General features: G+C 69.4%; 17 protein-coding genes and 1 pseudogene. 8 read left to right on the forward strand and 10 right to left on the reverse strand.

Annotated elements, in window-relative coordinates; all coding sequences use genetic code 11:
* On the forward strand, positions 1-514 hold a 514-nt coding region (locus ACRX5W_RS32035; protein WP_436791905.1), incomplete at its 5' end, for an ATP-binding cassette domain-containing protein.
* Between the two features lie 267 nt (positions 515-781).
* Here the strand turns inward: ACRX5W_RS32035 and ACRX5W_RS32040 are convergent.
* The 5 genes and pseudogenes from ACRX5W_RS32040 to ACRX5W_RS32060 form a co-directional block, all read right to left on the reverse strand.
* Positions 782-1,825, reverse strand: a complete 1,044-nt coding sequence (locus ACRX5W_RS32040; RefSeq protein WP_436791906.1) for a LacI family DNA-binding transcriptional regulator — start codon at positions 1,823-1,825, stop codon at positions 782-784.
* A gap of 693 nt (positions 1,826-2,518) precedes the next feature.
* Positions 2,519-2,719: pseudogene (locus ACRX5W_RS32045) on the reverse strand (PucR family transcriptional regulator); the annotation flags it as partial.
* Positions 2,720-2,893: 174 nt separating this feature from the next.
* A complete protein-coding gene (locus tag ACRX5W_RS32050; protein ID WP_436791907.1) occupies positions 2,894-7,675 on the reverse strand; it encodes a DNA repair ATPase in 4,782 nt (1,593 codons plus the stop codon).
* Positions 7,676-7,713: 38 nt separating this feature from the next.
* The gene (locus ACRX5W_RS32055; protein WP_436791908.1) at positions 7,714-9,684 is read right to left on the reverse strand and encodes an SPFH domain-containing protein; all 1,971 of its coding nucleotides are present in this window, start codon (positions 9,682-9,684) and stop codon (positions 7,714-7,716) included.
* Positions 9,685-9,754: 70 nt separating this feature from the next.
* A complete protein-coding gene (locus ACRX5W_RS32060; protein ID WP_436791909.1) occupies positions 9,755-10,369 on the reverse strand; it encodes a hypothetical protein in 615 nt (204 codons plus the stop codon).
* A 295-nt stretch (positions 10,370-10,664) separates the two neighbouring features.
* On the opposite strand from ACRX5W_RS32060, the gene ACRX5W_RS32065 reads away from it, so the two are divergent.
* Entirely contained in the window at positions 10,665-11,519 is an 855-nt protein-coding gene (locus ACRX5W_RS32065) for a hypothetical protein (RefSeq protein ID WP_436791910.1), read from the forward strand.
* A 376-nt stretch (positions 11,520-11,895) separates the two neighbouring features.
* Here the strand turns inward: ACRX5W_RS32065 and ACRX5W_RS32070 are convergent, their stop codons facing one another.
* Positions 11,896-12,438: a hypothetical protein gene (locus tag ACRX5W_RS32070; protein ID WP_436791911.1), complete on the reverse strand. Its 543-nt coding sequence runs from the start codon at positions 12,436-12,438 to the stop codon at positions 11,896-11,898.
* 369 nt (positions 12,439-12,807) lie between these two features.
* On the opposite strand from ACRX5W_RS32070, the gene ACRX5W_RS32075 reads away from it, so the two are divergent.
* The gene (locus ACRX5W_RS32075) at positions 12,808-13,707 is read left to right on the forward strand and encodes a potassium channel family protein (RefSeq protein WP_436791912.1); all 900 of its coding nucleotides are present in this window, start codon (positions 12,808-12,810) and stop codon (positions 13,705-13,707) included.
* 77 nt (positions 13,708-13,784) lie between these two features.
* Here ACRX5W_RS32075 and ACRX5W_RS32080 read toward each other — a convergent pair whose 3' ends face one another.
* Entirely contained in the window at positions 13,785-14,339 is a 555-nt protein-coding gene (locus ACRX5W_RS32080) for a PH domain-containing protein (protein ID WP_436791913.1), read from the reverse strand.
* A gap of 413 nt (positions 14,340-14,752) precedes the next feature.
* On the opposite strand from ACRX5W_RS32080, the gene ACRX5W_RS32085 reads away from it, so the two are divergent.
* Both ACRX5W_RS32085 and ACRX5W_RS32090 read left to right on the forward strand, forming a co-directional pair.
* Positions 14,753-14,962, forward strand: coding sequence for a DivIVA domain-containing protein (locus ACRX5W_RS32085; protein WP_436791914.1), 210 nt, complete (start codon positions 14,753-14,755; stop codon positions 14,960-14,962).
* A gap of 365 nt (positions 14,963-15,327) precedes the next feature.
* Positions 15,328-16,833, forward strand: coding sequence for an acyltransferase family protein (locus ACRX5W_RS32090; protein WP_436791915.1), 1,506 nt, complete (start codon positions 15,328-15,330; stop codon positions 16,831-16,833).
* A 318-nt stretch (positions 16,834-17,151) separates the two neighbouring features.
* Here the strand turns inward: ACRX5W_RS32090 and ACRX5W_RS32095 are convergent, their stop codons facing one another.
* From ACRX5W_RS32095 to nhaA, 3 genes are all read right to left on the reverse strand, one after another.
* Positions 17,152-17,814 carry a potassium channel family protein gene (locus tag ACRX5W_RS32095; RefSeq protein WP_436791916.1) on the reverse strand — a complete coding sequence of 221 codons (663 nt, stop codon included), beginning with the start codon at positions 17,812-17,814 and terminating at the stop codon, positions 17,152-17,154.
* Positions 17,807-19,180, reverse strand: a complete 1,374-nt coding sequence (locus tag ACRX5W_RS32100; protein WP_436791917.1) for a TrkH family potassium uptake protein — start codon at positions 19,178-19,180, stop codon at positions 17,807-17,809. Before ACRX5W_RS32100 ends, ACRX5W_RS32095 begins: the two co-directional genes overlap by 8 nt.
* 179 nt (positions 19,181-19,359) lie before the next feature.
* Positions 19,360-20,673 (reverse strand): Na+/H+ antiporter NhaA, encoded by a 1,314-nt coding sequence (gene nhaA, locus ACRX5W_RS32105; protein WP_436791918.1) that lies wholly within the window; start codon positions 20,671-20,673, stop codon positions 19,360-19,362.
* A 420-nt stretch (positions 20,674-21,093) separates the two neighbouring features.
* Between nhaA and qcrB the strand changes: the two genes are divergently transcribed.
* The 3 genes from qcrB to ACRX5W_RS32120 all read left to right on the forward strand — a co-directional run.
* Positions 21,094-22,779, forward strand: a complete 1,686-nt coding sequence (qcrB, locus tag ACRX5W_RS32110; RefSeq protein WP_436791919.1) for a cytochrome bc1 complex cytochrome b subunit — start codon at positions 21,094-21,096, stop codon at positions 22,777-22,779.
* Positions 22,776-23,570, forward strand: a complete 795-nt coding sequence (locus ACRX5W_RS32115; protein WP_436791920.1) for a hemerythrin domain-containing protein — start codon at positions 22,776-22,778, stop codon at positions 23,568-23,570. The genes qcrB and ACRX5W_RS32115 overlap by 4 nt, the downstream gene beginning before the upstream one ends.
* A gap of 176 nt (positions 23,571-23,746) precedes the next feature.
* Positions 23,747-24,216, forward strand: a 470-nt coding sequence (locus ACRX5W_RS32120; protein ID WP_436791921.1) for an FAD-dependent oxidoreductase, incomplete at its 3' end; no start/stop codon positions are given.

Here is a 24,216-nt window from a genome sequence, read left to right on the forward strand (position 1 = left end):
CCTCATCGTCCAAGGCGCCACCGCCCGCGACGCCCGGACACGCGTCCGCACCCTCCTCGACCAGGTCGGGCTGCCGGCGGACGCCTCGGAGCGGCTGCCCCGCGAGTTCAGCGGCGGGCAACGCCAACGCGTCGCCATCGCCCGCGCCCTGGCCCCCGAACCCCGCCTCATCGTCTGCGACGAACCCGTCTCCGCCCTCGACCTGTCCACCCAGGCCCGCGTCCTCGACCTCTTCCTCGACATCCAACGCCGCACCGGCGTCGCCTACCTCTTCATCACCCACGACCTCGCCGTCGTGCGACACGTCAGCCACCGCGTCAGCGTCCTCTACCGCGGCGACGCCGTCGAAACCGGCCCGGCCGAAGTCGTCACCTCTCGGCCCGAACACCCCTACACGCGCAAACTCATGCTCGCCTCTCCCGTCGCCGACCCGGACGAACAGGAGAAACGACGCGCCGAACGCCGCCGCCTCGCCGCACTCCCCACCCAGGAAAGCGGCATTGGTCAGAGCTGACGAGAGGGGAAGACGTTCCCCCACACACGCGCCGCGACGTGGTCAACGGCACGCCTGCAACGGAATCTGCCCGAACTTCAGCACACCCGGCCGTCGTGATACCTGCCGACGGATGCGAAGCGGTTGGGGCGGGTTTGCATGCGACCCGCCGACACTCGCGGTGTGCGGCGGCGTCATTTCGGCGCGCAGTGGCCGCGTCTTGGAACCGGCGCGCGGCATACCGGAGAAAGCGGCGGAGCCGCCGTACTCACGCCCCGTGCCGGGAGGTCAACCGGCACTCCTGGCGCGGGGTCGCCCCGTGGAGCCGCGGACCACGAGCCTGACCGGCAGGGTCACAGGCTTCGCGGACGCGGCCCCGGGGTTCTTCAGGGCGGCGAGCACCGCGTTGACCGCGGCTTGGCCCTGTGCGTGGAGCGGCGCGACGATTGTGGTCAGTGCCGGGTTGACGATCTGTGCCGGGGCGATGTTGTCGTGCCCGACGATGCTGACGTCCTCGGGCACGCGGATGCCGCGGCTTTGCAGGGCGAGCATGAGGCCGATCGCGAGCTGGTCGTTGTAGGCGACGATCGCCGTCGGCAGAACGTCCGGCAAAGCGGCGGCAGCCGCACGCCCGCCGGCGACCGTGGGTTCGTACGGGCCGCTGCCCAGGACCACGGCCCCGAGGTCACCCGCCGCGTCGCGTAGTCCGCGCAGGCGCACGCCGTCGGCCCATGACGCCTCCGGGCCGCCGATGTAGGTCAGCGAGCGGTGGCCCAGGGCCCACAGGTGTTCGACGATCGCGCGCGTGCCGTACGCGCTGTCGAGCAGGATGCCGGGAACACCGGCCACTTCTCGGTTGAGGACAACCACGGGACGTTTCCCGGCGACCTCGCCGATCGCCGCGTCCGACAGCCTCGTTCCCGCCAGGACCACGCCCTCGACCGCGGGCAGGGCCCGGACCAGGCCGCCGTGTTCGAGCAGGTCCGACTCCTGGGCGTCGATGAGGACGAGGACGTATCCGGCTTCCGAGACCGCTGCCTGCGCACCTCCGATGACCTCGGTGTAGACCGGGTTGGTCACATCCGAGACCACCAAGGCCAACATGGAGGTCCGGCCGGTGCGCAGGCCGGGAGCGATCAGGTTGACGTGGTACCCGAGCTCCGCGGCGACGCGGCGGACGTGCGCGGCGGTGGCGGCACTGACACGTCCGGGGCGGGCCAACGCCCGTGACACCGTGGAGGGTGAGACGCTCGCGGCCTTGGCAACGTCATAGATCGTGGGGGTCTTGGTTCGAGTGCTTGCGTCGGGGCCGCCGCGCTGAAGGTCGGTCACGCGTGTTTACCTGTTCTCACTCGCAAGATCACAGCCGCGCTGCTGTCACGGCTTCGTGGTGGCGGTCAAGGGCACGCGTCACCCTGCGGAGTGCTGTCTGAACCAGCGGCACAACGAGTTTCGACGTGCCCGTTGTCGGCGTTGTGTGCGGCGACGCGGTAGCGGTTTCGGGAGGAGTGGTGGCACGTGTCAGGGCCGCTGCGGATGACGCGGTCGTCGCCTTCGGCGGGAGAAGTGCGGTGTGCTTGGTGGTGCAGCGGTCCGCGCACATTCCCACGACCAGTCGCAGCCGTACGGCACGGCCGCCGGTCCAGGCTGTCGAACATCACCGTGATCGCCTTCATGCGGAACCCCTCGGGGTGCAGGCCGTACGCCACCAGCCGGGGAAGCGCTTGGGAACCGGCTGCGGACACCCCTCCATTGCTTGTCCATTAGGTCTTGGTCCCGGGTGGAGCGGCAAGTGGTTGCCTTCAGTTGCTGTGCGACTGCACGGCGGCCCGGGTGTCGTTTCTTCGAGGTGGGACATGCTTTCCCAACCCGAGCCCGCGTTCGGCCACAACAGGCGCAGAGGCCACGCGAAGTGTGGTTTCAGTAGCAGGCGGAGCCGGTGGTTGTTCGTCGCGCCGCCTCCGGGTGCCGCCGGCGTCGTGTCCCGCCGCCACCGAGTGCCGTGCGACGCACGGCAGCACGGAGCAGGATGATCCGCCGGTCGCCGAAACGCGCGATCATCGCTCTCTCGACGCGGCGGGTGACAGGGTGGGTGTCGCCGTACGTCTTGGGCCCGACGGCCACTGCCACGGCGTGGTCGTGCGCCAGCCGCAACCCGAACCGTTCGGCGCGTTCCGCGAGCCGCCCAAGGTCGCTGCGGCCGTACAACAGGTCGTCCACGTGGTCGACCACGGCAACCTGGACGCCCCAGCGTGTACGTGTCCCCGAGCGGGGCGCGGGCAGCGTCGGTGGGTGCGTACATCGTGCAACGCAGTTTCCGTGCGCCGGTGGCCCCGGGGGACCATTCCCTGACCGGTTGGCACGGGCGAGAGCGGTTGTCCGCGGCGGTGGATCGGCTGACTACGGCGTGCTCTTGAGCGCAGCCACGTACGCGCTTTTCACCGCGTTCCAGCGGTGGTGTTGCTCCTCGGTGAGGGTGCCGCGTAGCTCGGCGAGTTTGAGGAGATTCGCCTCGGCCTCGCCGGCCAGGGCCTGAGCCTGGGCGTCATAGTGTTCGGTGATCAGCGCGTCCAGTTCGGTGTCGTTCATGGACGGGACGAGGCGTTCGCCGATGCGGTTCAGGTCGCGGTACGACCCTTGCAGCCGGAAGGGCGGTTCGGTGCGTGAGGCGTCGGTCTGTGCGGCGGAGGCCATGTACGCGGCGTTGACGGTGAGGACGGTGTCGCGGGCGGCCAGCAGCCTGCGCAGCACCGCCGACACACGGTCGAGTTCCGCCGGTGCGTAGGCGTGTCCGAGCAGGTCCGGCCGCACCGGTTCGTCCGGTCGTGCCGCCCAGCGCAGGAGCAGGTCGAGGTCGGCGCTGTCGTGCTCGGCGAGCGGGGCCAGGACGGCGTTGGCGGTGAGGGCGTTCTCGATGAAACTGAGTTCGAATGCGTCGCGGCGGCCGGCGAGGATGTCGCCGAGGTTGTGGACGTCGGCGCGGTTGGCCAGCATGTCGGGGACGCGGAAGCGGCGGCCTTGTTCGGTGTAGGGATTGCCGGACATGACGACGGCGAAGCGTTTGCCGCGCAGGTCGTGGGTGTGGGCCCGGCCGTCGCGTACGCCCGCGATGCGGCGCTGTGCGTCGCACAGCGGGATGAACTTCTGCAGGAGCTCCGGCGAGGTGTGCTGGATGTCGTCGAGGTAGAGCAGGACGTTGGTGCCGGCCTCCAGCGCGAAGTTGACCTTCTCGATCTCGCGGCGCGCGGTCGCGTTGGGGGCTTCGGCCGGGTCGAGGGAGGTCACCGCGTGCCCGAGAGCGGGCCCGTCGATTTTGACCAGCAGCATGCCGAGGCGTTCGGCGACGTACTCGATGAGCGTGGTCTTGCCGTAGCCGGGCGGGGAGATCAGCAGGAGCAGGCCGTGGGTGTCGGTGCGCTTGGCCGCGCCGGCGGCGCCGATCTGCCTGGCGAGGTTGTCGCCGATGAGCGGCAGGTAGACCTCGTCGATGAGGCGGTTGCGGACGAACGTGGTGACCACGGAGGGCCGGTGCTCGTCGATGCGCAGCCGGGCGCGCTCGGCTGTGATGAGTTCGCCGCGCAAGGTCTGGTAGTCGCGGAAGGCGGGCACCCGGTGTGTACGGAAGTCCTCGACGCGGGCCAGGAGTTCGTCGATCCGCACGGTCAGCACGCCGCGGCGGATGCGCGGGTGTGCGCCGAGCAGGCCGGCCGCGGTTTCGTGGGTGGCCTCCGGGCAGGTGTAGCGCGGCAGTTCGGGGCACAGTTCGAGGGCGACCGCTTCGGCGAGGTCGCCCGGTGACGCGGGTTCGCCGGAGGCTTCCGCGTACGATCCGAGCCAGGCCTCGACCAGTTGCCGTCGCGCGCTCAGCCGCCGCAGCCGGGTGAGCGTTTCGCCGTACGCGTCGCCGACGGTGTGGCGGAACTTGTCGAGCAGCGCTCCGGCTGCGGTCGACACGACGAAACCATCGGTGTCACAGGCGAGTTCTTCGATCAGGTACGCCGCAGAGCGGTCCGGGTCCACACCGTTCGTGTTGTCGGGGTCGGCGGTGAACCCGGCCACGGCCGAGGCGATTTCGCGGCGCAGCGACTCCAACGCGGGGGAGGAGCCTCCGAATGCCTCGCGGGCCTGGGCCAGTGAGCGGGCGCGCCACGTCCACTCGTCCCGGGTGTCGTCGTCGCTGCCGTGTGCCCACAGCAGTTGGGCGGCGGCGCGGTCACCGGGCGGGTACCGCAGCAGTCCCACGGCGGTGTGCAGCCGCAACAGCGCGGCAAGGATCACGGTGGCGTCGTGATCGTGCACGCCGCGTTCGTATCCCTCGTCGTAGGCGCTGTCGGCGGCTTCACGTACCAGCGCGGACAGGTTCGCCTCGGCGAGTGCCGTCGCGCCGTGCCGGGTCAGCAGCTTCACGGCCAGGTACTCGCCGCGGTAGACGTCCGGCGACTCGGAGGGGAGCGTCTGGTCCCAGAACCGCTGTGCCGCGTCGAACCGCGAGTCGGTGACGACGCGCCGGTAGTCGGTTCCGGTGAGGGCGAAGGCCATGCCGCCGTTGTGCGGTACGAGAGTGAGATTCATTGCCTGCGTCGCCACGGCGAACCGGTGCGGTCCCAGGCGTACGGTCGCACCGGTGGCGTCATCGAGGTCGGCCCGGTCCCTCAGGGTGCGTACGGCCTGCTGCCGGGCCGCCTTGACGCGTCCTTCCAACTCCTCCGCGCTGGTCTGCGCCGCGAGGCCGTGGAGTTCGGCGATGGTACGGCGGACCTTCGCGACGGTCGGGTCGGCGGCGAAGTACGCGTCGATCTCATCGGCCGAGCGGCACGCCCCGGCGCGGCGGCGGATGCCGCTGAGCAGGCGTTCGGCCGACTCGGTCAGGCGAGCGGTGTGCCGGGCCCGTCCGTCCAGGAGCGCCTGGCGGCGGGAGGCGAACGCGTCGTGGACCTCGTCGCGCTTGTCGGCGAGTTGGTCGCGGAAATCGTCGAGTTCGGGGAACCGGGACTCCAGATCCTCGATGCGGAGCAGGATGCGGGCCAGGTGTTCGTCGCATGACTCCGGGGAGTCGGCGCCGGCCATCGCGGTGGCGACGGCTTGGACGAGCAAGGCGAACTGGGCCGTGGACTCCGCGCGGCCCTCCTCCTCCGCGAGAGCACGCCGCCGCGCGGCCAACAGCGCCCGGACACGCGCGAGGGCGCCTTGTACGTCGGCGACTTCGGCGAGGATCGCGGTGCGCACGGTCGCGTCGGCGGTGTCGAGGTCGCCGACGGCCTCCGCGACCACGTCGAGTCCTTCGGCGAGTTCGTCGAGGCGCCGAGCGACGGGTTCGCTGTCCGCGACGGTTCCGATGCCCTCTGCCGCGGCGGCGAGTTCGGCCACCGAGTGACGGTGCGCCGCGAAGGCGTCGGGCTCGCCGAGGAACGCGACGGCGCGTCGGCCGGCGGCCAGCAGGTCGTGTTCCAGCCCGGCCCGCAGTTCTTCGATGCGGTCCAAGTCGCTGTGGCGGACTTCGCGCAACGGGGCCAAACGCCCTTGTGCGCGGCGCAGTTCGGTGAGGTGTGCGATCCAGGCCTCCGCACTGCGCGGCGTTTCGTTGCGGACGCGGCGGATCAGCGCGGTGATGTGCTCCGCTTCGCGGTCCACCGCCTGGGCGGCGGCTTGTGTGAGTTCGCGGACGGAGCGGAATTCCGCGAGGACCTGTGCGGCGGTCTCGCGCAGTCGGCCCAACGGCTCGTCGAGTGCGCCGAGTTCGGGGTCGGAGAGCCAGTGATGGCGGTCGGACACCCGAGCGCAGGCACCCAGGACCGCTTCGAAGGCGGCTGCGGTTGCGCCGGACTCCTCGACCAGCCGCGCAACGGCGAGACTGTCCGCGATGCCGTGCACGAGATCGGCGTTGCCGACGCGGCCGAGGGGCCCGGCTACCGGCGGTTGCGCCGCGGCGTATGTGTCGGACTGGTAGGGCGTCGCCCACACCTGGACCGGGTGGGACTGCCTCGGCTCCGCGTCGCCGCGCAGCATCACGAGCGTGCCGTCGTCCAGCACGGTGAACCCGCGTCCGGTCAGCGGCGTGGCGACGTCCTTGCGGATGGAGTTGTACGACAGCAGCAGACTGCGGCCGTGCTCGCGACCGCGGAAGACATACAGGGTGTCCTCGCCGTTGGGCGAGCGGAGGACGTGTTCCAGCCGCAGGTCGCCGATCTCGCTGTCGAACTGTCTGTGGACACCGGTCCCGAGGTGGTACCCGCCGGGGAAGACGATCCCGTCGTCGCCCGGCAGCCGGCGTGCCCCCTGCCCGATCGCGTCCAGGCGCACCACGCGGTCGGTGGTCGTCGCGTAGACCAGGTGGCGAGGGCGGTCCTCCTTGTACGGACGGACACGCAGCAGAATCAGCGTGCCGACACGCGCGTGCGCGATCTCGGCGTCGGCGAGCGACTGGAGCGGTTCGTCGACTGCCTCACGATGGATCTCACCGCGGGGGGACTCGGTGTCGTCGACCGTCCTGACGGTCAGCGCGCCACCGACGGTCGACACGAAGAGTTCGTCGTCGACAGACACGTGCGGGTGCCGTCCGAGGCGGTAGTCCTCGCGAGTCGCCGTGGTCCAGGCGAAGTCGTACGGCGCGGGGAACACGTGGTCGCGTTCCCCGCGCGCGTCGACGTACGCCGGGACGCCGTCGGTGGACACCCGCCAGCGCAGCACGCGCACATCCCCGGCCCGCGGCCCGGCCTGGAACACCGCAAGCAGCATGCCGTCGACCCGGCGCAACTGCACCAACCGCGATTCGCGGTAGTAGCGGAAGAGCTCCGCGACGTCGCGGTGTGTCTCGGGGGCCCGGAACAGCCCCGAGGCGTCGGTCGGCGCGTCCCTCTCGAACGCGACGCCTTCCGCGGTCGTACGCCGGCGATGCACGCTGAAGGTCCCCTCGACCGCATGTGCCCCGGCGCCCGGTGCCGGGTCACCGCCCGCGAGCAGCGTCCCGCCGACCCAGGTCAAGTCGCGCAGGACGCAGTCGCGTTCGGTGTGCAGCCAGGCGCCGCCGAGCAACCGCAGGCCGGTCGAGCCGAACGCCTCGACACGGCGCCGGTTGAGCAGGTCCGCGCGGCGGGCCAACTCGGCGGCCTGCTCGGCCAGCCGGGCCCGCAGCACCTCGAAGTCGCCGTTGTCCGGCCCGCTCGGTTCCGGGCTGTTCGTCACTGCGTCTTCCACCAGGTCCGTCGCCACCGTCGGCCCTTTCAGCTCTTGGCGCCGTTGACCCCGCCGGCCTCGGGGCCGCCGGTCACGGCCCCGAGGCCGCCGTCGCGCATGAGTTTCATCAGCAGCGCGGAGACGGTCATGTTCCGGACGTCGTCGGTGCCGAGCGAGCCGAGCATGCGCCCCAGATCCTCGGTGAAGTTCCCCGTGCCGTCCAGCCAGGGACCGGCCAGTGCCTGCACGGTGTCGGAGTTTTGCACGAACCCGTCGACCCCCTTGCCCAGCGAGACCGCTCCGACCAGGCGGTCGAAGAACACGCTCTCGCCGCCGACGATGTTGATGTCGGCGCTCTCCAACCCGGTCGCCAACACGGTGGCCTGCGCCTCGGCGACCTGGCGCTGCACGTCCAGCCCGGCCAGCCGGATCTCCTTCTCCGCCTCCAGCCGAAGCCGGTACTCCTCGTGCGCGCGCGACGCCTCGTCCAGCGCCGCCATCGCGGCGGCCTTCTCGGTGAGCCCCGCGGCCTCCGACTTCAGCTTCAACCCGACCGCCTCGGCTTCGACCGCCGCCTTGCGTTCGGCGACCAAGGCCTCGGCCCGGCCGACCTTCTCGATCGCCGCGGCGCTGTGCTCCCGCACCTGCACCTCGGCGAGCCCGGCCGCGGCGGCCTCGGCCTGTACGCCCTCCGCGAGCCGGACCTTCGCCCGCGCGTCCAGCTCGGCCGCGTCCTGCCGGGCCTTCGCCAACGTCATCTGCTCGCGTGCCTTGAACACCGCGGCCTGTTCCGCGGCTTCGGCCGCCTTGATGCCCTTGACCAGGTTCTCCTGCGCCTCCGCCTCGGCCCGGATCACGATCGCGGCCCGGTCGCGCTCGGCTTCTTCGACCGTGCGCAGGCGCTTGATGCTCTCCTCCTGCTCGGCGACCGTGCGGTCCACCGCGACGCGCTCGCGGACCACCTCGGCGATGTCGCGCTTCTCGCTCTCGACCTCCCGGTTCGCCGCGATCCGGGTCAGCTCTGTCTCGCGCTCGCGGCCGATGACCTCCAACTGCCGCTCCTTCTCGATGCGTTCGTTCTCCACCGCGATGACCCGCTCGCGGTTCTTCTCCGCGACCGCGACCTCTCGTGCGACGTTCTCGCGCTGCACGCCGAGTTGCTCCTCGGTCTTGAGGAACGCGGTCTGGGCCCGCAGCCGTTCCTCCTCCTGCACCCGCGCGGTCTCGGCTTCCTCGCGCGCCCGGACGGTCGCGATCTCGCGCGCCTGCTTGATCTCCGCGTCCGCCTGGCGGCGCTCCAACTCCAGGATCGCCTCGCGCGCGTCGACGTTCTGCCGGGTGATCTCCTTCTCCTCGGTACGCCGGAACTCGTTCGTGCGCACGTGCTCCAACGCGGTCAACTCGGTGATCTTGCGGATGCCCTGCGCGTCCAGGATGTTCGCCGCGTCCAGTTGCGAAAGCGGCGTCTGCTCCAGGTAGTCGATCGCCGCGTCCTCAAGGCTGTAGCCGTTCAGGTCCGTCCCGATGATCTCGATGATGCGGTCGCGGAACTCCTCGCGGCGCGTGTACAAATCGGTGAAGTCGAGCTGCTTGCCGACGGTCTTGAGCGCCTCGGAGAACTTCGAGCTGAACAGCGCCTGGAGCGTCGCCTGGTCGCTGGCCCGGGCCGTGCCGATCGCCTGGGCGACGTTCTTGACGTCCTCGACGGTCTTGTTCACCCGCACGAAGAACGAAATCCGGATGTCGGCACGGATGTTGTCGCGGCAAATCAGACCGTCCCGGCCCATCCGGGCGATGTCGATCGTCTTCACCGAGATGTCCATCACCTCGGCCTTGTGCAGCACCGGGAGCACGACCTGGCCGGTGAACGTGACATCCACCCTGCGCACTTTCGACACGATCAGGGCTTTGCCCTGCTCGACCTTGCGGAACAGGCGGCTGACAACCAGCAGCAGTGCGATCGCGGTCAGCAGGACGACCGCGACGAGCACGCTGAAGGTCAACGCGATGGCATTCATGGTGAATCCTCAACAAATCAGTGGTCGGCAGACGACGTCGAACGCGCGGCCGACAGATGTTCACGAAAACTCAAGCGTGCGGAGTGTTCGGGTCCAACGCCGCGTCGAACGGCGCGACCCAGAAGAACTCGCCGGCGTCGTCGTAGGCGTAGAGCAGCCCGACACCCCCGGCCGCGAAGACGTCCGTGCCGTTCTGCCGCACCTGGACGATGGCGGAGGTGCCGTCCCGCGCGGTGACCTGGGCCTGGCCGAAGGACTCGTCGACGCGTCCGGTGCGGATGACGCACGTCAAGCCGACGAAGTCGTGGAGGGAGGGCCCGGGTTCGTCGGGGAACAGATGTCGCAGCGGCCGTACGACCCCACGTGTCGTCACCCACGCAGCAGCGACGGCCGCCACGAGCACACCGGTGGCCGCTACCGCATAGCCCGCCGCAGGCAGGTCTGCCCGGCGCAGCACGACGCCTCCGGTCAGGCTCAACGTCCAGGCCAGTGCGACCAGAAGCGACACGGCCACCGCCACCGGGACGCCGCCCAGCCCGAACGCGTCGCCCGCCGAGTCTCCCTCGAACGCGTCATGCCCCACCGCGCCCATTGCGGCGCACAGCCAGAACACGATGACGATGACCAGCGCGAACGTGAAGACCACAGCAGGGAAGGACAGCACCGCTGCGACGAATTCGCCCATGAACGCCCCCGTTTCGCGCTGAATCGGACCTGGTCGGGTCTCCGTCGCCGTTGCGGGTACGTGTCAAAGGTCGGCGGCGGAGCCGTACTTGCCCCTGCACTGATGGTGCGCGGAAACGGGTTCCGGCGCATTGCCGGAGTCCGGCAATGTTCAAGCCTCCCTGATGCCAGACGGGCGCCGAGGACCGCCGCAGGCACGCCCACACCGACCGTGAGCGATTTCATAAGGCCGTGATGGCTCCGGCTTGGGGGAATCCCTCACCGTCCGGCAGGCCGGCGCCACTATGGTCCCGCGCATGCATTCGGACCACGATCAGAACGACCCCACCCGTTTCTACCCCGGAGCCCCCGTCGCCGCATCCTCCGGGCGAAGCCCGTGGATCGCCGCCGGTGCGGTGAGCGTGGTGGCCGCCGTCATCGTCGGCGTGCTCATCGCCTCCTCCGGCGGCAGCGGGACCAACCCACTCGGCGCTTCTCCGGGCCGACCCACGCTGCCGGGCGACCTGCCAGGCCTGTCCACCGGGCTTCCCACCACAACGTCGACCAAGCCCCCCACCGATACGGGCGTTCCGTCGCGTTCGGGGACGGCCACATCCCCAACGACCACGAAGTCCACTGCTCCGACGAACGACTGGAATACCGCCTCCGCTGACAAGAAACCTTTCACCACGCGCGAGTGGTTCCCCGAGACGGGACCGTTGACGATCCAGGGCAGGCCGTACAACCAGCTCGCCCAGGACAAGTCCACCTGCTCGGCAGCCGAATCCGGCCTGCGGTCGATGTTCGGCTCCGACTGCCTTGGGATCATTCGCTCACTGTGGACGAATTCCGCGAAGACGCACGTCGCGTCCCTCTCGGTCATCTCCCTCACCGACAAACTGGCGGCGCAGTCGATCGCGAACCGGCTCTCCGCCGGGCAGAGCAACGGTCAGTACGTCGCTTTCATACAGCCGCCGTCCAAGTCAGGCGTGACCTTCTCCGAGCAGTACCGCACCTGGGTCGGCTCGATGCCTTCCGGCCACTACCTGGTCATCGTCGAGGTCGCCCGGTCCGGCGGCTCGGCCCCCGATTCGGCCGCCAAGACCGTGTACGACGACCTGTTCCTGATCGCCCAGCAGCACATCAACGCGGTGACCATCTGGGGAGGTTGAGCCGCCGGTGAACCCGAGGACTCGAACCGTCGTCACCGAGTGTTCGCACGGTAGTCGCCGCAGACCGCAGGGCAGCGGCGGCCTTGCCGAGGGCTCTGGGGAACACACAGTCGCTGCCGCGCGATTCGGACAGGAAGACTTCTCCGCAAGGCACTGCCGAGCTCCGGCAGTGACACCGGAGCTCCTCCCACCTATCGTTCCTGTCACCACGTATCCGCAAGCGAACCGGAAACCGATGAGGGCCGGGCCAGGTGTCCAACGCGTGCTCGACTTCGCAGATGGGCACATCCCGGCCCGCCGGCGGGACACCGGTCGGTCGCGCCGTGCCCCCAGTCCTCCGGGGGAACTGACGCGCTGCGCCGAAGCGTGCGGTGCCTTACTCGGCAGCCGCTTTTTCCGGCCGGAGGCAACGGAGGCCCGTCACGCAGCCGGCCGCAATGGCGACGAGGGACCAGGCCGCGACAGACCACCAGCCCGCGTCGACGCTCACCATCAAAACGACAGCGGCGTCCGGACCGTGGGCGCCGTAGCCGACGACGACGACCGCAGCCCAGGGAGCCAACAAGGCGAGCAACAGCCCGAGCAGCACACCCCTGGCATCGTCGCGGGACCGCCGCAACGCACCCGGTAGACACCGCGCGACGGTCACCACCGGGACTGCGACCAACCCCATCATGCCGAGGCCGAGCAAGAACCCAGTGGGATGGACGAGGAAAGCCATGGCCACCACCACCCCGAACCAACTGGGGTCGTGCGGCCGCCCCGGTTCGAAGGTGAGCGGGTACATGAGGAACCCCGCCATCGTGAGGGCAGGCACCAAGCAAAGCGGGATCAACCAGGCGAACCGGCCGGGCCAACACGCCTGTCTCGCACGCACATCCCAGGCACCGTCGACGACATGAACCAGCATCGCCGCCACCGCCGCGCCTCCGGCCATCAAGAGGACCGCAAGGCCAATTCGTGCGTCCCCTCCGGTGTCTGTACGTGCCATGACCGCAAACGACGCGACTCCACCGCCCGCAGCGGCCAACACCCCCAACCAGCGCGCGAAAGCCCTCACCCCAGGCATCGTCTCAGTCCGATACGAGCAATCCGCAAGCCCGTACCGCGATCTGATACTGCACCGTCGCCTCGTCCGATTCCCGTGTCCACAGGGCGATGACTCCCAGTTGCCGGCCGGGCCGTGCCTGGGAATCGATCAGCCGATTAGACCGCCGCTATTCAGGTATCGCGCAAAATATCCAGCACGGTGCGCGACAACACCGCCGCCTGAGGAAGGGCAAATTCTGTGAAGCTGGTCGTTTCCTGCCTCGGAGCCGTGCTGGTCATGGCGGCGCTGCGGGATGTGTTCCACACGCTGTGGCATCCCACGAGGCGGGGTGGGGCCAGTCGGCTGATCATGGCCGGAGCCTGGCGTTTGGCGCACTTGTACCCGGCGCGCCAGGGGCTCGCGCAGTTGGTGGGGCCGCTTGCGATGGTGCTGGTGGTCGCATTGTGGGCGAGCGCCATCGTCGTCGGCTGGGCCGTTGTCTACCTGCCGCACATGCCGGAGGGCTTCACATTCGGTGCCGGGCTGCGGCCCGAGGAGCACACGAACCTGCTCGACTCCGTTTATTTGTCCGTGGTCACCGTGACGACGCTGGGCTTCGGGGACATCGCCCCCCAGGCGGACTGGCTGCGTGTGGCAGCGCCGCTGGAGGCGATGGTCGGCTTCGCACTGCTGACCGCGTCGGTGTCGTGGGTGCTGCAGATCTACCCCGCACTCGTCCGGCGCCGAAGCCTCGCTCTGCGGCTGTCGATGCTGCGCCGCTCGCAACCCGCCCCGCACGAGCTGACCGCCGCGGTGAGCAGCACCCTGTTGGACGCCGTCGCCGCCGAGGTGGCGAGGGTTCGGGTCGATTTCACTCAGTACGCCGAGGCGTACTACTTCTTCGACGGAGAGCAGGACGTGTCGTTGGCGGTAATGATCGACTACGCCGCCGATTTGGCCGACCAGGGGCGGGCCGCCCCCGGCGCGGACACACGGTGGAGTGCGGCGTCGCTGGCCTTGGACGACCTCGCAGGCGTACTGGACCGGCAGTTCCTGCACACCGGCGGTGACACCGCACAGATCTTTGCCGCGTACGCCCGCGACCACCGCGGGCCGGAGCCGACCAGCCGGTCCACAGGACCCAAGTCGGGCCGGTGAATCGGTGTAACGGTGCGGGAGCTGTGGGCGCTCGATCTCTTCCGTCGCGGGCCGGGCTGGTGCCGTGGCCGCGGTCTTCATCGCGCTTGCGTCTCGGTGTGCCAGGCGAGGCGCAGTTCGCGGTGGAGGCGGGCGAGTTCGCGTGGGGCGTGGGCGGGGGCCTCGTGGAACACCTCGCCGTAGCGGGTGCGATCGCCGGGCGGGGGGATCTCTTCGCTGCCACGGTTCATCGAGCCGTGGAGAAAGGACGGAATCCATCGGGCCGTGCCGTCGTGAAGGCGAAGGGCTATGCGCCAGCGACCGGAGTAGGACCCGCCGGTGCGCAGGGCCAGTTCGACCTCGGCGATGTCCTGCCAGGGGACGCGGCGGGTGCGGAAGAAGCCGACAACGGCGACGCCTGCGGGACGCAGGACGACGCCCCGCACAGCGGCTCGTACACAAAGTGCGGCAAGCAGGACCATGAACGCGTAGTTGGCGTACTCCTCAAGGCCGGGAGCGGGGGGATCCGGCTCGAACGCGGTGCCCGCGACGTCGGTCCAGACGATGATCCCCAATATCAGCAAGGCGCATCCGCAGGCCGCCCACCACACTGCGCTGCGCCACCGGTGCCGCAGCGCCTGCTTGTTCCGCATACTTGCTCCCCTGCGTGTGCTTGTGGGCCTGATTGTCTGTGCGTAAGGACTATGGGTGGGGATTCTCGCTCGGGAAAGGCGGTGGCGGTCTTGCGCATGAGCGCGAGGTGTCCAAGGAGCGTCTCCGCGTCGGGTACAGCATGGTGGCTGCTCCGGCGATGACGAGAGCGGTCACGAGGGCGACGCCGGTGACCAGGAGCCGTGCGGCGCGCCCGCGCCCGGTGATGTTTCCGCACGCCGCTGCATACTCGGCCACGGACCTGGGACGGCATGGTCGGTGATGCGTGAGAAGGAGACTGCGGTGACAGCCAGGTAACGTTGCCGGAGTGCGGCAATGCCGTGTGCCGGGTCAGGGCTTCACGCTGTCCGAGCGGGACACCGCGATACGGACGGCGGATGGAGAGGGCACAGAAATGACCGACAAATTCCCCGGCTTCAGTGTGGTGCGGCGTGGTTACGACCGGGCGGAGGTCGACCGCTTTCTTCTCGGTGAGGACGGCGGCCCGTTCGGGCCGGCGCGGTTCGCGGTTGTCCGTCGGGGTTATGACTGCGGCGAAGTCGACGCGTGGATTTCGGAGTTGCGACGTGTCGGGAGCTCGGGCCAGGCGCCGGCGGTGGACTGAGACGCGCCGACGGGCCAAACCTGCCGACTCGACGCGCCGATGTCAGGACGGCGTCGATCGCGCGGGTGTCGCCCCCCGTTTCGGCGACGTCCGTTCTCAGGGCGGCGAGCCGCTGGAAGTCGGTCGACCTCCCGCCGCGACCCGCGCGGAGGCGCTTGCCGACCTCGGCGGCCGCGACCTCACCGTGACACCTGACCGGTTGCTCACCCTCCCTGATGTCGGGGGCTACGGCGGGGCGGGTACGGGCTCGGTCTGTGCACGGCGGTCGGGGGCCGTCCCCGGCGACCGGTAAGGTTGCCCTCGGTGTGCCGGGAAGTCTGGTCGGCGTTGGTGTTTGTCGTCGACTGGGGAGGGTTTGTTCCGGCATGCGTGGTGACCGCGTCGGGTCCATCGGGGAAACTCGGCACGAGCGACGGCTGAGCTGGGACGTGGTCCGCGTGGCCGCGGTGCTGTTGGTCATGCTCTTCCACAGCACCTGGGTGGCGACCCTGTGGCACCCGGAGCTGGGCGAACGTGCTTTCCAGTGGAGGTACGCGGTCGGCGCGAGCACTCTGCTGGTGGTCTCGGGGTACTTCGCCGCGGTGTCGGTCGAGCGGCGAGACGCGCTGCGGTGGTGGCTCGGGCGGCTGTTCCGGTTGCTGCCGGCGTTCTGGGCGGCGGTGCTGGTGACCGCGATCGTCCAGCGCACGCTGTCGCGGGACGGCTGGTGGATGCCGACATGGCCGGACGTCGGCGCGAACCTGGCCATGTTGTGGCAGTGGAAGCCGCAGACCTACCCGTACGTGGACCTCTCCTACTGGACGCTCCCGCTGCAACTGTCGGCGTTCACCGCGGTCCTGCTCGTGGCGACCTGGCGCGGGCAGCACCGCGGACCACGGGCGGCCGTGTTCCTGTGGACCGCGTTGGCGATCGAGTTCGCGTTGTGGCCGATTCGGACGTACACGGCCTGGGAGCCGTTCCGGATGGTGCACGACGGTCTGGGCTGGCACCGCGTCCACTTGTTCGTCATCGGCGTCACGGTGTTCCTCGTCCAGCGGGGCCGCGTCAGCCGCGGCCACGGCGCGGCCTTGATCGCGGTCGGCCTCGCCGCGCACCACCTTCAACTTCAGGACCTGGTGACCACGCCGATCACCGCCGCGTGCGTCGCGGCCGTCTACGCCGCCGCGGTCGGACCCGATTGGGACAAGGTGATCCCCGAGGCCGCCCACCGGCCCGTACGGTGGCTGGCCGGCATCAGCTACGGCGTCTACCTGACGCACTTCTCCCTCGGGGTCCTGGTCATGCGCTACCTGCACGAGCTCGGGGCCAGCCCCGGCCTCCAGGTCCTCGGCCTCATGGCCACCGGCATCCTGGTCGGCTGGGCACTGACCGTCCTGGTCGAACGGCCCGCCTACCGGTTCCTGTGCCGCCTCCGCGATCAGCGGCGTCCCGTCCTGGTCGTACCGACATCGTCGGCGCCCGCTCCGCGCCGTACGCGCCCGCCGTCCCAACCCGTGCCGATCGCCGTCGTGGTCCTGGCGACGTTCTTCGGCGCTGTACTTGTCCTGGCCTCGCTGGGCTTCTTCGAGGTGAATCGGCACCCCGCCGTGACGCTGGCCGCTTTGTGCGCGTTCGCGGCCCTGGTGACGTGCCGGGCGCCCGCCCGGCTCGGCGCCGCCTTCGGCGTAGCCAGCGTGTGCTGGCTGCTCTACAACGGCCTCGTCATCCCCGAGATCGGGCAGATCCGCTGGGACTCGGCTGCCGATTCACGCCGCATCGGACTCCTGTTCGGGGCCGCGCTGTTCGGCATCGCGCTCAACCGGCTGCTTTCCGTGCGGGGGGCCTGTTCGCGTATCGATCCAGGGGACGACGGGTCTTTTCCACGTCGGTGACCGGCGCGAACTATCGACGAGTCCGGGCTTGGGTGAGTGACGCGTCGTCGGTGCTCGTGTCGCCGGGTCCGTCGCGCCCGACTTGCCGGCGCTCGGCATGAGGTCCCGGGACAGCGTGGCCAGGTCGCCGGACAGCGTCGGGGTCTGCCCGGCGGCGGCACCATGCCGGTGGAGAAGGCGATCAGCGCGCCGATGACCCCTGACTGCGTTGCCGCATATCGCAGTCGCCTGTATGGGCGAACCCGGCGCGATCGCGCGGCGATGTCCACGTTGCGGAGCCGAGCTGGGAGAGCCCAGCCCTTCCCGGTCAAGGATGGCTCATACGGTGTTGGCGAACTGCTCGACGTTGGCGATGGTGCCGGCGACGAGGATGACGTCGCCGTACGCGAGGATGGTGTCGGCGCTGGCGTAGGTGAACGGCGAGTCGGGGGTTTTGACGGAGACGATGGTGACGCCGCGGCGGGTGCGCAGTTGTGTGTCGCGCAGGGGGATGCCGACGAGGTCGCGGGGCGGGGTGACTTTGATGATGGCGAAGTCCTCGTCGACGGCGATGTAGTCGAGCATGCGTCCGGACACCATGTGGGCGACTCGTTCCCCCATGTCGTGCTCGGGGAAGACGACGTGGTGGGCGCCGATGCGGTCGAGGATGCGGCCGTGCTGGCGGCTGATGGCCTTGGCCCAGATGTCGTCGATGCCGAGCTCGACCAGGAGCGAGGTCGTGAGGATGCTGGCTTCGATGTCGGTGCCGATGCCGACGACGGCGCGGTAGAAGTCGGGGACGCCGAGCTGGCGCAGGGCCTCGATGTCGGTGGAGTCGGCGGCCACGACGTGGGTGAGCTGCCCGGCGAGGGACTGCACGACCTTGGGCCGGCTGTCGATGGCGAGGACCTCGGTGTCGTGCCGGGTCAGTTCGAGGGCGAGGGAGCTGCCGAAGCGGCCCAGGCCGATCACCACGACGGGTTCGTTTCCGCGGTCAGCCAACGATGGTCCTTTCCTCGGGGAGTTCGTAGCGGCGGGTCTGTTGCCGCAGCGCGAGCGCGGAAGCCAGCGTGAGCGGGCCGATGCGACCGATGAACATCAATGCCACCAGCACCAGTTTCGCAGCGTCCGGCAAGCCCGCGGTGATGCCGGCGGAGAGACCCACCGTCGCGAACGCGGAGGTGGCCTCGAACAGGACCACGTCGAGCGTGTGCCCGGTCATCGCCATCAGGGTGAACGTCGCGCTCACCACTATCCCGACCGCGAGCAGCACGATCGCCAGAGCCTGCCGCTGGTTGCTCTCGGGGATCCGCCGCCGCCCGGCGTGGGTATGCGGCTCGCCGCGCATCTCAGCCCACAGCACGAACGCCAGCAGGCCGAACGTGGTGACCTTGATACCGCCGGCGGTCCCGGCGCTGCCGCCGCCGATGAACATCAGCAGATCGGTGGCGAACAAGGTCTCGGGGGTGAGCGCGGCGACGTCGACGTTGTTGAACCCTGCCGTACGGGTCATCGCCGAGGCCGTGAACGCCGCCAGAAGCCACGACGGCCCGTCGAGCGCGCCGAGTGTCTTCTCGTTCCCGGATTCCGCCGCGGCGTAGATCGCGGTGCCCAGTACCAGCAGCGTGACGGTGACGCCGACGGTGATGCGGGTCAGCACACTCCACCGACGCGGGGCCCGCCACGACCGCGCGAGTTCGAAGACGACCGGGAAGCCGAGACCTCCCACGATGACCGCCACGGTGATTGTGAGGCTGACCCATGGGTCGGTCACGTAGCGCATGAGGCTGTCGCTGTTCGTGGAGAACCCGGCGTTGTTGAACGCCGAGATCGCGTGGAACACTCCATCGCCCACGGCGTGTGGCCACGCCATGTCGTAGGCGACGCCGAAGCGGACGGACAGCACGGTGGCGGCGACAAGTTCGCAACCGAGCGTGAACAGCAGAATCCGGCGGACGACGCCCCGCAGATCATCGAGCGTCAGGGATTTGGTCTCGGCCTGGGCCAGCAAGCGTGCCCGCAGACCGAGGCGACGCGAGATGACCAAGCCCATGAGAGTGGCCAGGGTCATGATCCCCAGGCCGCCCGCCTGGATCAGCACGAGGATGACGACCTGCCCGAAGCCCGACCAGTACGTGCCGGTGTCCACCGTCACCAGCCCCGTGACGCACACTGCCGACGTCGAGGTGAACAACGCGTCGATCAGACCGGCCCGCCGCCCCGACGCCGTGGCTGTGGGCAGCGACAGCGCGACTGTCCCGATGAGGATGGCCGCGGCGAAACCGCCCGCGATGACCTGGGCAGGGTGGCCCAGCCACTCACCCGGCCGCCTGCGGATTCGCCGCCGCCGCAGAGGGATCACCCCCATCCGTGGCCTCCCCGCTGTCACGGCGCCACCGGCGGGCGCACACGATCCAGCAGCATGCCATGCCGCCGGTCCTCGTTCCGGGTGCTGAATGGGCCAGTCGTCTTCGAGCTCCGCGTTCCCGGACGGATGATCGTTGTCAGGACGCGTCGCGTGAGGCGGAGCAGCGGCGCATACGGCGTTCAGGTATCCGCGTGGTCGTCGCGTTGGTAGATGTCGGGGATGCCGTCGGCGTCGGCGTCGAGTTCCTCGGCTTCGTACAGGCGTCGGTAGATCCGGTCGCGGCGTTTGAGGAGCACGGCGGCGATCACGGCGGCGAGGACGGACGCGACGAGGACTGCGGCCTTGATCTCGTCGCCCTCGGCGGGGTCGGGGAAGGCGAGTTCGCCGATGAGCAGGGCGACGGTGAACCCGACACCGGCCAGGACCGCCAGCCCGAAAACGTCCGACCAGGTCAGTTCGGAATTGAGTTGTGCGCGGGTGAAGCGTGCGGCCAGATAGGTCCCGGCGAAGATGCCGAGTGCCTTGCCGGCGACCAGGCCGATGACCACGCCGAGCGGTTCGGGGTGCGTGAACACCTCGCCCAGCGCCGGACCGGACACCGTGACCCCTGCCGCGAACAGCGCGAACAGCGGTACCGCGACGCCCGCGGAGAAGGGCCGCAGCAGGTGTTCGGTGTGCTCGCCGGGCGCGACCTTCTCCGGCGTGCGGCCCTTCTCGAAGGTGTCGGGGACGGTACGCAGGATCAGGCCCATCGCGACGCCGGCAACGGTCGCGTGGACGCCGCCGTTGTACATCAGCGCCCAGATCACCAGGCCGAGCGGGACGTACCACCACCAGCCGCGCACCCGGAACCGCTGCAACAGGTGGAAGACCACGAGCCCGGCTGCGGCCCCGGCGAGGGCGAGCGGGTTCAGATCGGAGGTGAAGAAGACGGCGATGACCAGGATCGCGCCGAGGTCGTCGACCACCGCCAAGGTGAGCAGGAACGCGCGCAGCGCCGAAGGCAGTCGGGTGCTGATGACCGCGAGGACCGCGAGGGCGAACGCGATGTCGGTGGCCATCGGGACGGCCCAGCCCTCCAGCGACCCGCCGCCGACAACCACTGTGGCGACGTACAACCCGGCCGGGACGAGCATGCCGGATACCGCGGCCACCACCGGCAGCGCTGCCGCGGCGGGTGAGCGCAGTTCGCCGACGGTCAGCTCACGTTTGAGCTCGATCCCGGCGACGAGGAAGAACACGGTGAGCAGGCCGTCCGCGGTCCAGTGCCCCACCGACAGATCCAGGCCGAGCGCGGACACACCGAAGTGGAAGTCGCGAACGCGTTCGTAGGAGTCCCCGGCGGCGTTCGCCCAGACCAGGGCGATCACCGCCGCCGCCAGCAGCACCAGCCCGCCGACGGTCTCCGTCCGCAGGGCCGAGGTCACCGCCTGACGCTCGGGCCAGGGGAGCACGCCCAGGAACGGGTCGCGCCGGGGCGGGGCGGCAGACATCGGTCAACCTCCGGGCAGCAGAGAACGATTGGACGCGGGTCTCCGCGCCGCCGACCAGACTTCCCGGCACACCAGCACCCCGAGGGGCGCGCTGCTGCACCCTATCCGGCACACGGATCAAAAGCCTCGCCGGGGAACGGAACGCTGTCCCGGCGACCGGTGGCGTTCGCCGAGTCTTGTCATCGCGCTCGTCAATCACCCGGAGTGTCGCGTTCCGTCGCGAAGCCCGGCATATGACGCGGATCACATCATGGCGCTGTCACAAGGAGCGAGTCGCCGGGGTCTCGTGTGCAACACAAGCGAATCCGGTGAGAACCCTGCGGTTCCAGACCATCGTCCGCAGAGGTCGACGGTGAGGACAAGCGGGGCCGCCGCCTGCCGGGCCCGGGAAGCGGAAGACTGAGGAGAAGTGCCCCCAGTATGAAGGCGAATGAACAGACGCGCACGGTCGGCGACAATGCCGAACCGGTCCCCGGCGTCCCTGACACCAAGGCCGTGCGCCGCGCGGACGCCGTCGATTCGAGGCTCGGCCTCTACCGGCTCGGCCGCCCGTACATCCGGAAGGTTTTTCCGGACCACTGGTCGTTCATGCTCGGTGAGATCGCGCTCTACAGCTTCGTCGTTCTCCTGTTGTCCGGTGTCTTCCTGACGTTCTTCTTCAAGCCGAGCATGCAGGAGGTCGTCTATGACGGCTCCTACGTGCCCTTGCAGGGCGTGCACATGTCGGAGGCGTACGCCTCGACACTGGAGATCAGTTTCGACGTCCGCGGTGGCCTGATGATCCGTCAGATTCACCACTGGGCGGCGCTGATCTTCGTCGCGGCGTTGTTCGTGCACATGTTCCGGCACTTCTTCACCGGTTCGTTCCGCAAACCGCGCGACGTCAACTGGCTGTTCGGGTTCGTCCTGCTCGTGCTGGCGATGCTCAACGGCTTCCTCGGCTATTCGCTGCCGGACGACCTGCTCTCCGGCACCGGTCTGCGCATCGCCGAGGGCGTCTTTCTCGCGATACCCGTGGTGGGCACGTATCTGCAATTCTTCGCCTTCGGCGGGGAGTTCCCGGGCGACGACATCGTTCCGCGGCTGTTCGCCCTGCACATCCTGCTCGTGCCGGCCATCATGGTCGCGCTGCTGACGGTGCACCTGATCCTGGTCTTCCACCACAAGCACACCCAGTTCCCCGGGCCGGGGCGCACCGAGGAAAACGTCGTCGGCCAGCCGTTCATGCCGGTCTACACCGCCAAGGCAGGCGGCTTCTTCTTCGTCGTCTTCGGTGTCACCGCCCTGCTCGGCGGCCTGGTGCAGATCAACCCCATCTGGTCCTACGGGCCCTACCATCCCGGGCAGATCACCGCGGGGTCCCAACCCGACTGGTACATCGGCTTCCTCGAAGGCGCGCTGCGCATCATGCCGAACTGGGAGTGGAGCGCCTGGGGCCACACGGTCAGCTTCAACATCCTGATCCCCGCGGTGATCGTCCCCGGGGTGCTGTTCGGTCTGCTCGGGGCGTATCCGTGGATCGAGGCGTGGATCATCGGCGACAAACGCGAGCACCACCTGCTGGACCGGCCGCGGAACATGCCGGTCCGCACCGGGCTCGGGGTCGCCTGGATCACGGCGTATGGGGTGCTGTGGGTGTGCGGCAGCAACGACGTCATCGCCACGCACTTCCACCTGTCACTCAACACGATCACGTGGGCGGGCCGTATAGCCTTCCTCGTCGCGCCACCGCTGGCCTATGCGGTCACCGTCCGCTGGTGCAAGGGCCTGCAGATCCGCGACCGCGACAAGGTGCTGCACGGCCGCGAGACCGGGATCATCAAGAAGCTCCCCAACGGCGGGTTCGTCGAGGCCCACGAACCGCTGGACCCCGCGCAGCGCCACATCCTCACCGCCCACGAGCAGTACGAGCCCCTTGAGATCGGACCGGTCGTGGACGCGAACGGGGTGGCACGCAAGGCCACCGCCGCGCAGAAGCTGCGGGTGCGGTTGTCCCGCTGGTATTTCGCGGACCAGATCCGCAAACCCACGGCGCGGCAAAGTGTCTTGGCAGGGGATTCGGACGGCCGAGGCGACGCCACCTTCGAGCATGAGGGAGATGCGTGAACCGGCAACCGCACAGCCCCGGCGGGCAGGCGTCCGCGCCAGTGCGTGCGCCCGACCACCGTCACACCGCTTCCGATCCGCGCATCGACCTGCTGCTGATCCACGCCGTCCACGAGGCTCTGCGCAGAGACCTGCGCCGAGCCGTGGCATGGTCGCGCACCTGCTTCCCCGTGACCCCCCCGGCGTGGACGGACTTCCACCGGTATCTCGTCACCTACCTGGATGCCGAAAGTGCCGTGTTGATGCCCGTTCTGCATGGTGGGAGCGTTCCTGCGCCCGGCCATGCGGGCGTCGCCGCGGAACTGGAGCGCAAGCGCCGCCGCGTCATCCTGCTTGCGGACACCGTCGACGACTGCCTGTCCGGCCGCGGACCTGCGAGCCGCACGGCCGAGTACGTGAATTGTCTGAACACCGCGCTGACGGAATACCTCGACCACGAACAGTCGGTCTTCCTTCCGCTTCTCGCAGCCTCTCTCACGACGAGCGAATGGGCGCATTTCGACGCTGCGTTGCGTCAGCCGTTCGGACTGGCGACCGGTGTGGCGCTGTGCTCCTGGCTCGTCGACGACCTCTCGCAGGATCGCAGAGACGCCGTCCGACGGCTGTTCCCACCCGCTGTCCGGCTTGCCCACCGATGGTTCGGAGCCCGCCGGACGCACAGGAAGCGCTGGGATGTCCGTGGGGCAGCATCCGTTCCTCGGGACGGCCGGGTTGTCGGGTGTGATGTCACGCTTCGGCGGGTTCGCCGGGCGGCTTTCGTACGGCGGGCATGGCGCCGATGTCGGCAGTGATCGGCATTCGATCACCTCGTTGGTTCGGCCTGTGTTTATGCGGCCTCAATGTCGCGAGCACCGTCATCCGGCGCTCCGGCCACCCTTTGACCCACATCACATGTGTTCGCTGTCAGGAATTTGGGTGCTGTCCCGCTCAACTCACGCAGGGGCAAGTGAACCGATAGGAGCAGTAGATGAAGCACCGCATCGTCGTCCTCGGCGCCGGCTATGCCGGAGCTTACGCGGCCGGCATCCTGGCGCGCCGGTTGTCGCGGGCGGACACCGAGATCACCGTGGTCAACGCCGTGCCGGACTTCGTCCAACGCATGCGGCTGCACCAGTTGGCGGCCGGCCGGGAGATCGAGGCTCCCCAGCTCACCGAGGTTTTCGCGGGCACGGGTATTCGGCTGCGTCTGGCGCGTGTCACCGCGGTCGACCCCGACCGGCAGGTCGTCGCCGTGGCGGACGCCGACGGTGGCGGCGAACTCGGCTACGACACGCTGGTGTATGCGCTCGGCAGTCACGGCGACGACCACGGTGTGCCCGGCGCTGCCGAACACGCCTTCGACGTCTCAGCCCGGCCCTCGGCGCTGCGCCTGCGCGAGCGCCTGGACAGCCTGGACGCCCTGGACGGGTGGGGCGAACGAGGGAGGGTGGTGGTTGT

It is taken from the genome of Yinghuangia sp. YIM S10712 (assembly GCF_051388935.1).
Classification (GTDB): Bacteria; Actinomycetota; Actinomycetes; order Streptomycetales; family Streptomycetaceae; genus Yinghuangia.